The organism is Ilumatobacter sp., assembly GCF_049588435.1.
Classification (GTDB): domain Bacteria; phylum Actinomycetota; class Acidimicrobiia; order Acidimicrobiales; family Ilumatobacteraceae; genus Ilumatobacter_A.
This window is the reverse complement of the sequence record NZ_JBAVYV010000182.1, coordinates 25,647-34,639: the sequence shown is the minus strand read 5'-3', so window position 1 is coordinate 34,639 and position 8,993 is coordinate 25,647. Positions and strand designations below refer to the sequence as shown.

At 67.8% G+C, this 8,993-nt stretch carries 8 protein-coding genes and 1 pseudogene; 6 read left to right on the top strand and 3 right to left on the bottom strand.

Translation table 11 applies throughout. The features are described from left to right. Positions 1–558: pseudogene (locus WBV89_RS06715) on the top strand (hypothetical protein); the annotation flags it as partial. Between the two features lie 42 nt (positions 559–600). Here WBV89_RS06715 and WBV89_RS06710 read toward each other — a convergent pair. Together WBV89_RS06710 and WBV89_RS06705 are read right to left on the bottom strand one after the other, a co-directional pair. Further along, the gene (locus WBV89_RS06710; RefSeq protein ID WP_423980559.1) at positions 601–1,593 is read right to left on the bottom strand and encodes an isopenicillin N synthase family dioxygenase; all 993 of its coding nucleotides are present in this window, start codon (positions 1,591–1,593) and stop codon (positions 601–603) included. A gap of 113 nt (positions 1,594–1,706) precedes the next feature. Beyond that, entirely contained in the window at positions 1,707–2,705 is a 999-nt protein-coding gene (locus WBV89_RS06705; protein ID WP_423980558.1) for a 1-aminocyclopropane-1-carboxylate deaminase/D-cysteine desulfhydrase, read from the bottom strand. 71 nt (positions 2,706–2,776) lie between these two features. On the opposite strand from WBV89_RS06705, the gene ung reads away from it, so the two are divergent. Together ung and WBV89_RS06695 are read left to right on the top strand one after the other, a co-directional pair. Continuing rightward, positions 2,777–3,469, top strand: a complete 693-nt coding sequence (gene ung / locus WBV89_RS06700) for a uracil-DNA glycosylase (protein WP_423980557.1) — start codon at positions 2,777–2,779, stop codon at positions 3,467–3,469. A 2-nt stretch (positions 3,470–3,471) separates the two neighbouring features. Next, positions 3,472–4,359 carry a YihY/virulence factor BrkB family protein gene (locus WBV89_RS06695; protein WP_423980556.1) on the top strand — a complete coding sequence of 296 codons (888 nt, stop codon included), beginning with the start codon at positions 3,472–3,474 and terminating at the stop codon, positions 4,357–4,359. A 109-nt stretch (positions 4,360–4,468) separates the two neighbouring features. Here WBV89_RS06695 and WBV89_RS06690 read toward each other — a convergent pair whose 3' ends face one another. Continuing rightward, the gene (locus WBV89_RS06690; RefSeq protein ID WP_423980555.1) at positions 4,469–5,722 is read right to left on the bottom strand and encodes an alpha/beta fold hydrolase; all 1,254 of its coding nucleotides are present in this window, start codon (positions 5,720–5,722) and stop codon (positions 4,469–4,471) included. Positions 5,723–5,779: 57 nt separating this feature from the next. On the opposite strand from WBV89_RS06690, the gene WBV89_RS06685 reads away from it, so the two are divergent. The 3 genes from WBV89_RS06685 to WBV89_RS06675 are packed head-to-tail and all read left to right on the top strand — an operon-like array spanning position 5,780 to position 8,980. Beyond that, complete coding sequence (locus tag WBV89_RS06685; protein ID WP_423980554.1) at positions 5,780–7,624, top strand: cation:proton antiporter; 1,845 nt, start codon at positions 5,780–5,782, stop codon at positions 7,622–7,624. A 31-nt stretch (positions 7,625–7,655) separates the two neighbouring features. Then, the gene (locus tag WBV89_RS06680; protein ID WP_423980553.1) at positions 7,656–8,099 is read left to right on the top strand and encodes a gamma-glutamylcyclotransferase family protein; all 444 of its coding nucleotides are present in this window, start codon (positions 7,656–7,658) and stop codon (positions 8,097–8,099) included. Continuing rightward, positions 8,096–8,980 carry a TIGR03620 family F420-dependent LLM class oxidoreductase gene (locus tag WBV89_RS06675; RefSeq protein WP_423980552.1) on the top strand — a complete coding sequence of 295 codons (885 nt, stop codon included), beginning with the start codon at positions 8,096–8,098 and terminating at the stop codon, positions 8,978–8,980. Before WBV89_RS06680 ends, WBV89_RS06675 begins: the two co-directional genes overlap by 4 nt. Positions 8,981–8,993: the final 13 nt, after the last annotated feature.

Genomic DNA, 8,993 nt, shown 5'->3' with positions numbered 1-8,993 from the left:
GACCGGACCGACGAGCCGGACGCGACCGACCGGACCGACGCGACCGATGGGCCGGACACGCCCGAGCAGACCGACGCGACCGATGGGCCGGACACGCCCGAGCGGCCCGACGCGATCGTCGAAGCCGACGTCGTCCCACCGGCCCCGCACATCCGGATCAGAACCAGCGATGTCAACGGTCGCCCGGTCGACACGTTCGGTCCGATCGTCGACGCCATGTTCCATCAGACCTGTCAGGTGATGATCGGGCCATGGTCGCTCCCCCCGTCCGGAATGGACGCCGCACCGCCGACGATCGAAGCCGTGGACAACCTCGACGATGTCGACTCACGCTGGACCTTCACGCCTGCCGGTCAGGTGACCGCGACCGGATGGGCCGCGATGGTGAACCCGAGCGAGTCGTGCACCTACACACCCGAGATGCCGTTCGGCCCCGGTCACGCCGGCGTGGACGATGGGCTCCTCCACTGGCTGACACCGGTCGAACTGTCCACGAAGACGTGGGTCGCGGTCACCGTGCAGGACGACCCCGAGTACCGCAGCACATTCCACCGCTGATCCCCACGGACCGATCGGGCGGCGAGCAAGCAGGCGCGTTGATCAGCCCACGCGACGCGCGGTCTCGACGAGATTGATCTCGTACAGCACTTCGTCGAGGGCATGGGCCGCGCTGATCGCGCTGAAGCGCTGGGGGTTGTCGGGGGTGCAGCACGACGCGACCGGCGCCAGGACCGTCCAGGGTCGCGGGTGACAGAACTGGACGACGCTGTACCGCTCCCCCTCGTACCCGGGAGCGGCGACCACCCGATGCCAGCCGATCGGAATCCGTCCGTTCGTCAACCGTTCCAGCATGATGCCGGTGTTGACGATGACACCGTTGTCCGGCGGGATCGCGTCGACCCAGTCGTCGTTGACCTCGACCTGGAGGCCGGGTGCGGTCGAGCGGGGCAGGGCCGTGATGAGGTTGATGTCACCGTGCGCGGCAGCCCACACGTGCCCCGGTTCGCCGTCGGCGCCGAGCGCGACGTCGAGCTCGGACATCGCCGGGTACCTGATCGCGCGGGTCAGCGTCGGGCCGTCCTGGACCATGTCGTCAAAGAACGTCTCGTGGCATCCGATGCCCTCGGCGATGATGCGGAGGAACCGCCGCTGCAGATCGGCGATCGAGTCGTGGAAGCGGTAGAGCACCTCGGTGATGCCCGGCACGATCTGCTCCGGCAACACCTGGTCGGGGTATGCACCCGGAAAGTGACGCTTCAACGGATGCCCCTCGACGATCGGTGTCGACCAGTTGAGCATCTCCTTCCAGTCCGGCTTGTCGCTCGACGCCGCCGTCTCGACCAGCAGACCGGTGTACCCGGTCTGGCCGCTCGCGCCGGGCACCGTGGCGGTCTGCTTCTCCTCCGGCGACTTCTCGAAGAACTCGCGCAGCATCGCATAGGCGGTGTCGATCACATCGTCGGGCACGTCGTGGCTCGTGTACACGAACCCGGTCTCGAGACTGCGCGACACCCCATCGACGACCGCTCGTCGCTGCGCCGAGCTCCCGTTCTCGAAGGCCAGCAGATCGACGTCGAGAATCTCCTCAGTCATCGCACCAGCCTACGACGAACCCCCTCCCCACCCGAGCAGGTGCGATCTCGTGAACTGTTCGCGCACGGAACGCGGGAGAAGTTCACGAGAACGGACCGAATCGGCGGGACGGGTCAGGCGAAGAGGGCGGGCCAGCCGCCGGTGTGGATGAACACGACGTGGTCGTCCCGATTCCAGCGGCCCTCGGCGACCTGGCCGAGCAGACCCGACAGACCCTTGCCCGAGTACGTCGGATCCATCAACCATCCGCCGCTCCGAGCGGCCCAGTCGATGGCAGCGGTCGCGGCGTCGGTTCGCGCTCCGTAGTCCTCCCCGAGCCATCGGGCGTCGACCTCGACATCGTCGCCGTCGATCACGGCGTCCACCTGCATCACCTCGAGAACCGAATCGGCGAGTCCGGCGATGTCGGGATATCCGAGGTTGACCCCTTTGGCGACACCGATCGCCACGATGTCCGGCGCGGAGTCTCGATCGAGTCGACCGTCCGCGATCATCGCCGCCCGACCGGCGAGCAGCCCGGCGTGTGTCCCACCGCTCGACGACGTGAACACGACGGCACGCGGCACGAACCCCGCGGTCGCGCACTGTTCGATCAACTCGACGAACGCGACCGCGTAGCCGAGCGCCCCGGTGACGGTGCTCCCGCCGATCGGAATCGAACTCGGTCGCATCCCCTGTGCGGCCAGTTCGTCGGTGAGCGCTTCGCGGGCGATCTCGAGTTCACCCCAGTGGCTCTCGGCGGCGCCGGTGTAGTGCATCTGGGCGCCGAACATCTTCGACAACAGCTGGTTGCCGGTGAGGGCGTCATCGGCGACCGGCGCGTCGCCGGACAGAATGAGGTGCACCTCGAGCCCGAGTCGACTGCCCGCAGCCGCGGTCATCCGACAGTGGTTCGATTGCGCTGCTCCGACCGTGACGAGGGACTTCGCGTCCTCGGCAACCGCCTCGCCACACAGGAACTCGAGCTTGCGCGCCTTGTTGCCGCCGCCCCCGAGACCGGTCAGATCGTCACGTTTGATCCACAGCGCCGGACCGGCGTTATGGGGCCGATCCGCCGCTTCGAGCGGAGTGGGCAACGTGGCGAGAGACGCGCGTGGAAGATGATCGAACACGATCTCATCGTACGACGCGCGAAGACAGCGACCGACGGGCGCCCGGTTTCGTTCGTGGCAAGCTTGCGATGATGGCGACCACGGACTGGAATCCGCGACTGCGGGCGGAGTTCGACGAACCGTACTGGCGCGACCTCCAGGCGTTCGTCGCGGATGAGCGCGGTCGGTACACCGTCTACCCGCCCGAAGCCGACGTCTTCACGGCTCTGCATCTCACGCCCTACTCCGAGCTGAAGGTCGTGATCGTCGGCCAGGATCCGTACCACGGGCCGGATCAGGCGCACGGACTCGCGTTCTCGGTGCGGCGCGGGGTCCGGGTCCCGCCATCGCTGCGCAACATCCACCGCGAACTGCACGACGACCTCGCGCTCCCGATTCCCGAACACGGCAACCTCGAATCGTGGGCGCGTTCGGGAGTCCTCCTGCTGAACACGTCGTTGACCGTGCGCGCCGGGCAGGCCGGTTCGCACGCCGGCCATGGATGGGAGACGTTCACCGATCGCGTCATCGATGTCGCGGCGGAGAAGGACGACCCGATCGTGTTCATCCTGTGGGGCAACCACGCTCGCCGCAAGCGCGAGCGGGTCGACACCGGGCGCCACGCGATCCTCGAGTCACCGCATCCGTCCCCGTTGTCGGCGAGCGGAGGCTTCTTCGGGAGCACACCGTTCAGCCGCGCCAACGAGGCACTCGTCGGGTTCGGACGCGACCCGGTCGACTGGGACCTGGTTGGTTCCGAACCGGTCGGAGCGGGTACACACTGACCATGGCCTGGACGACCAGCGACAGGGTGATGACACTCCGAGAGCGCTCTCACGCCTTCGACGTGTTCGCCGAGATGATGGACGGATGGAGGCGGCACCTCTCCGGTCGCAACGCCTCGGTGCTCGCGTTCTTCTCGTTCCTGTCGATCTTCCCCCTGATGCTCGCTGCGGTCACGATCCTGGGGTTCGTGCTCGACGACGACCCCGAACTCCGCGATCGGATCCTCGACAGCGCGGCGTCGCAGATCCCGGTGCTCGGCAACGACCTGCGCGAGAACCCCGACTCCATCGACGGCAGCATCTGGGCACTGGTCATCGGGCTCGGGGCCGCACTGTGGTCGTCGACCAAGGCCTTCGTCGGGCTCCAGGGAGCACTCGACGACACGTGGGAGATCGACGTCGACGATCGCGCCGGGCTCCCCGCTCAACGCGGCCGGGCGCTGCTCGGTCTCGCCGTCGTCGGTTCGGCGCTGATCGCGAGCATCGTCATCGCATCCATCGTGAACAAGGCCGGCTTTCCCGCCATCAGCAATGTCGCGCTGGTGTTCGCGACGGTGGTGATCAACATCTTGGTCATCGCGACGATGTATCGCTTCCTCACGTCGGCGACGCCGAGTTGGGGCGACGTCTGGCCCGGAGCGATCATCGCCGGTGTCATCTTCACGGTTCTGCAGACGTTCGGGACCCGGCTGGTCACGCGGTTCGCCGGAGCGAGCGAGGCCAGCAACCAGTCGATGCAGGTGATCGGCGTCGTGATCGGTCTGATCACGTGGATGAGCCTCGTCGGCATCACCGTGATCATGTGTGCCGAACTCAACGCCGCTCGCAAGCGGATCCAGGATGGCCCCCGGCTCGAGGGCGCCAACCTCGACATCGCCATCCGCACCTGACGCCTCGACCCTCCACGTCACCGCCGTTCTCGTGAACTCTTCTGGCGCTCCATGCGCGAAGAAATCACGAGATCGGCGGTTGGGGGTGGTTGGCGCGTCGGTGGGTGGTTCAGGCGAGGTGGGTTGCGATGGCGCTGGCCGATTCGAGGGTGCGGTGGACCGGGCACTTGTCGGCGATCGCCAAGAGCTTCCGACGATCGTCGTCGCTGAGCGATCCACCCTCGAGCGTGACCTCGCGTTCGAACCGATCGATCATGCCGGTCCGGCCGGCAAGCGCCTCGTTGCCGACGCACTCGACGCAGTCCTCGGCGTGGACCTTGTCGTGCGAAACGGCCACGACCACCCGATCGAGCGCGAGCCCCTTGCGATCCGCGTACATCCGCAGGGTCATCGACGTGCACGCCCCGAGCGCTGCGCCCAGCAGGTCGTAGGGCGCCGGGCCGGCATCGAAGCCGCCGATCGAGGTCGGCTCGTCGGCGAGGAATCGGTGTGACCCGACCACGACGTGGTTGAGGAACGGTCCCTGCGTCGTCTCGGCGACGACCACGGCAGCACGTGGGTCCGGCGCCGCGAGCGCTCCGCTCTGGTCCTCGACGTAGCGACCGGCAAAGGCGGCGATCACCCCGGCGGCGAACTCGGCGTCGTCGAGATCACTCAACAGGTGGTCGGCACCGTCGAGCGACATGAAACTCTTCGGGTGACGGGCGGCCGCGAAGATCTGCGCGGCGTGTTCGACGCCCACGGTGTTGTCGACCGGTGAATGCATCACGAGCAGGGGCTTCTTCATCGCGGCGACCCGCTCGATGACCCGGTGCTCACCGAGATCGTCGAGGAACTGCTGCTTGATCGTGAACCGGCGTCCGGCCAGCGAGACACATGCCTCACCCCGCGCGGCGATCTCATCGCTCGCGTCCGTGAACAGGCCCGTCAGATGCTCGGTGTCGGCCGGAGCCCCGATCGTGACGACCGCGTTCACCTCCTCGACCTGCCCGGCGACCGCGAGCACCGCTGCACCGCCCAGCGAATGCCCCACCATCAACTGCGGCGCTGCATGCTCGGATCGAAGCCAGTCGACGGCCGCGAGCAGGTCGTCGGTGTTCGACGAGAAGTTGGTGTTCGCGAACTCTCCCTCGCTCGACCCGATTCCGGTGAAGTCGAAGCGCAGCACGGCAAACCCCGCCGCGGTCAGCGCCGATGACAACCGACCCGCCGAACGGATGTCCTTCCCGCACGTGAAACAGTGGGCGAACAGCGCAAACGCGCGGGGTGGACCCGCCGGCAGATCGAGCCGGGCGGCGAGCGCATCACCCTGGCTCCCGGGAAAGGTCACCCGTTCGAAACGAGCCGGTTTCGTCGGTGTCATGAGGCGAAGCTACACAGCTCCTGCACTACCATGTCCCCGGATGGCGAGGGCTGGTTCATGAACGCGGTCATCCTCGCCGCCGGTGATTCTGCGATCGGACCGTCACTCGCGCTGATCGTCGGCGTCGGCATGGTCGCTCAGTGGATCGCCTGGCGGACCCAGCTTCCGTCGATCATCGCTCTGCTGATCGCCGGTCTCCTGCTCGGCCCGGTGACCGGGATCCTGGAACCCGACGAACTCCTCGGGAACACGTTGTTCCCGCTGGTGTCGCTGTCGGTCGCGCTGATCCTGTTCGAGGGCGGACTCGATCTCCCACCGCGCGAGCTGCGCAACACCGGAACCGTCGTCCGTCGTCTGATCACGATCGGAGCGATCGTCACCGGCGCGGTGGCGTGGTACTTCTCGCGCTCGATCTTCGGGATCTCGAACGAGGCGGCGATCGTGCTCGCCGCCGTCCTCGTCGTCACGGGCCCGACCGTCGTCGGGCCGCTGCTCCGCTTCGTCCGGCCGTCCGGGACGACCGGACCGATCCTGCGCGCCGAGGGCGTGCTGATCGATCCGATCGGCGCCACCGCCGCGCTGGTCGCGTTCGAGCTCGTACTCGCCGACGAGACCGACGAAGCCGTCCTCAGCCTGTTCGGCATCGTCGGCCTGACGCTGCTCGCCGGCATCGGGCTCGGCCTCGGAACCGCATTCCTGCTCGACACGGCGCTGCGACGCTTCCTCATCCCCGACCAGCTCGCGGTCCCGATGACGTTCGCGTTCGTCGTCGCCAGCTACGTCGCGTCGAACGAGATCCAGGAGGAGTCGGGGTTGCTCGCCGTGACCGTCGTCGGCATCTACCTCGCCCGCCGCGAGTCGTCGACGATCCGACCGGTGCTCGAGTTCAACGAGAGCCTGCGCACACTGCTGATCTCGGCGCTGTTCATCCTGCTCGCCGCGCGGATCGAGGCCGACGCGTTGCGCGACGTCGTCGTCCCCTCGCTGATCTTCCTGGCGGTTCTGGTCCTGATCGCGCGCCCGCTGGCGGTGCTGGTCTCCACCGTCCGCACGTCCCTGACCTGGCGCGAGCGGGTGTTCCTGACCGCGATGGCTCCCCGCGGCATCGTCGCCGCGGCCGTGTCGGCGATCTTCGCGCTCCGGCTCGAGGAGGCGAATGTGCCCGACGCGGACAAGATCGTCCCGATCGTGTTCCTGATGATCATCGGCACGATCGTCGTCTACGGGTTCATCGCCGGGCCGGCCGCACGCCTGTTGGGGCTCGCCGAAGCCGAGGCGGTCGGCGTGTTGATCGTCGGCTCGCATGCGACCGCGCGCGGGATCGCGACCGAGCTCAAGAAGCGCGAGATCAAGACGCTGCTGATCGACACCGACCCGTACAACGTGACCCGTGCGATCGCGCTCGGACTGAGCGCCCGCCGGATGAGCGCCCTCGCGGAGAATGCGACGGAGAGCCTCGATCTGCGCGGCATCGGCCGACTTCTCGCATTGACGTCGAACGACGAGGTGAACGCGCTCTCCACCGGTCGGTTCTCGCGGGTCTTCGGGCGGCGCGAGGCGTTCCAACTCGCTCCGGGCAAACGCCGCAGCGGTCACACCGCCGTCCCCGAGGAGTACCTCGGCCGGATCATCGGCATCGACGGCCTGACGTATTCGATCCTGGACGAACGCTCTCGCCAGGGGTGGAAGGTCATCGGCGAACCGGCCGACGCGCTGATCATCGACGCGTTCACCGAGCAGCAGTTCATCCCCCTCGCCCGGATCGAGGACGGCGAAATGGCCTTCATCTGCCGGAACGACCCGCTGCCCGAGACCGGCGAGGTGATCGGCCTCGCGGCACCGCCGGTACAACGCGAAGTGGAGGCGCGCAGGGCGATGGACGAATCCGGGATCGGCGATTGATGATCCGCCGTTCGACCGGATCGGGCACGCCGTGACCGTCGTGCCCAACCACGTCTTCGTGTACGGCACGCTGCGCCCGGGCGACGTCCGCTGGCGATTCCTCCAACCATTCGTGATCGACGACGGCTGGTCCGACGCGGTCGAGGGGCGACTGTTCGACACCGGCCTCGACTATCCGGCCGCGATCTTCGACGGGCGGGTCGAAGCGGGCGGAACGGTCCTCGGTCAGACCTATGCCCTCGACGCAGCGTCGGTCGAGCGTTGCCTCGCCGTCCTCGACCGGGAGGAGGACACGGTCGGGGGCCGGTACCGCCGGATCGTCGTGACGACGTCGCGCGGTGTCGCCGCCCACGCCTACGAATACGGTTCCGACCTCGACCTGGTTCCGATCGCGAGCGGCGACTGGTTCGAGCATCGGGCATCGGTTCGGACGGCCCGACCGGACGCGATCGAACGGCCTACGCTCGAACGATGACCGCTCTCGACAATCTCTCCACCCCGGGTATCTGGTACTTCACCGATCAGATGAGCGCCGGCGAAGCCGCCGAGTTCGCCGGGGAGGTCGAGTCGCTCGGGTATTCGACGCTCTGGACGCCCGACACGATCGGACGCGACCCGTTCGCCCACATCGCCTGGCTTGCATCGCAGACGACGAGCCTCACGTTCGCGACCGGAATCGCCAACATCTTCCACCGTCACGCCGGGCCGATGAAGCAGGTGGCGAACACCATCGGCGAGCAGTCGGGCGGCCGGTTCATCCTCGGACTGGGGGTGAGCCACGGCCCGATGGTCGCCGGGTTGCGCGGACTCGACTACTCCAAACCCTTGACCCAGATGCGCGAGTACCTCGCCGCAATGGAAGCCCAGCCGTTCCGTGGCCAGACGCCGGTCGACCCGGTCCCGGTCGTCCTCGCCGCGCTCGGCCCCAAGATGATCGAACTCGCGGGAACCGCCGCCGACGGCGCCCACCCGTACTGGACCACGCCGGAACACACCGCGCAGGCCCGCGAGATCCTCGGCCCCGACTCGCTGCTCTGCGTCGAGCAGAAGGTCTGCCTGTCGACCGACGCCGACGCCGCACGTGAGGCCGCCCGTACCGCGATCGCGATCTACGCCGACCTGCCGAACTACCGCAACAACTGGAAGCGCCTCGGGTTCACCGAGGACGAGATCCAGCAGCGCGACAACCGCTTCATCGACGCCGTCGTCGTGTGGGGCGACGAGGACCGCATCCGCCGCGGTGTGCAGGATCACTACGACGCCGGGGCGACGCACGTGTGCATCCAACCGTTGTCCACCGACGGTGCGAACACCCTCGACCGCAACGCGCTGCGCGCGCTGGCGCCGTCCGCCTGAACGCCGCGGGCGG

What these genes read in the sequence shown, in the direction of transcription:
- WBV89_RS06685 (WP_423980554.1), top strand. Translation starts at nt 5,780, where the DNA reads ATGAACGCGGTCATCCTCGCCGCCGGTGATTCTGCGATCGGACCGTCA.
- WBV89_RS06675 (WP_423980552.1), top strand. Translation starts at nt 8,096, where the DNA reads ATGACCGCTCTCGACAATCTCTCCACCCCGGGTATCTGGTACTTCACC.
- WBV89_RS06710 (WP_423980559.1), bottom strand. Translation starts at nt 1,593, where the DNA reads ATGACTGAGGAGATTCTCGACGTCGATCTGCTGGCCTTCGAGAACGGG.
- ung (WP_423980557.1), top strand. Translation starts at nt 2,777, where the DNA reads ATGGCGACCACGGACTGGAATCCGCGACTGCGGGCGGAGTTCGACGAA.
- WBV89_RS06695 (WP_423980556.1), top strand. Translation starts at nt 3,472, where the DNA reads ATGGCCTGGACGACCAGCGACAGGGTGATGACACTCCGAGAGCGCTCT.
- WBV89_RS06690 (WP_423980555.1), bottom strand. Translation starts at nt 5,722, where the DNA reads ATGACACCGACGAAACCGGCTCGTTTCGAACGGGTGACCTTTCCCGGG.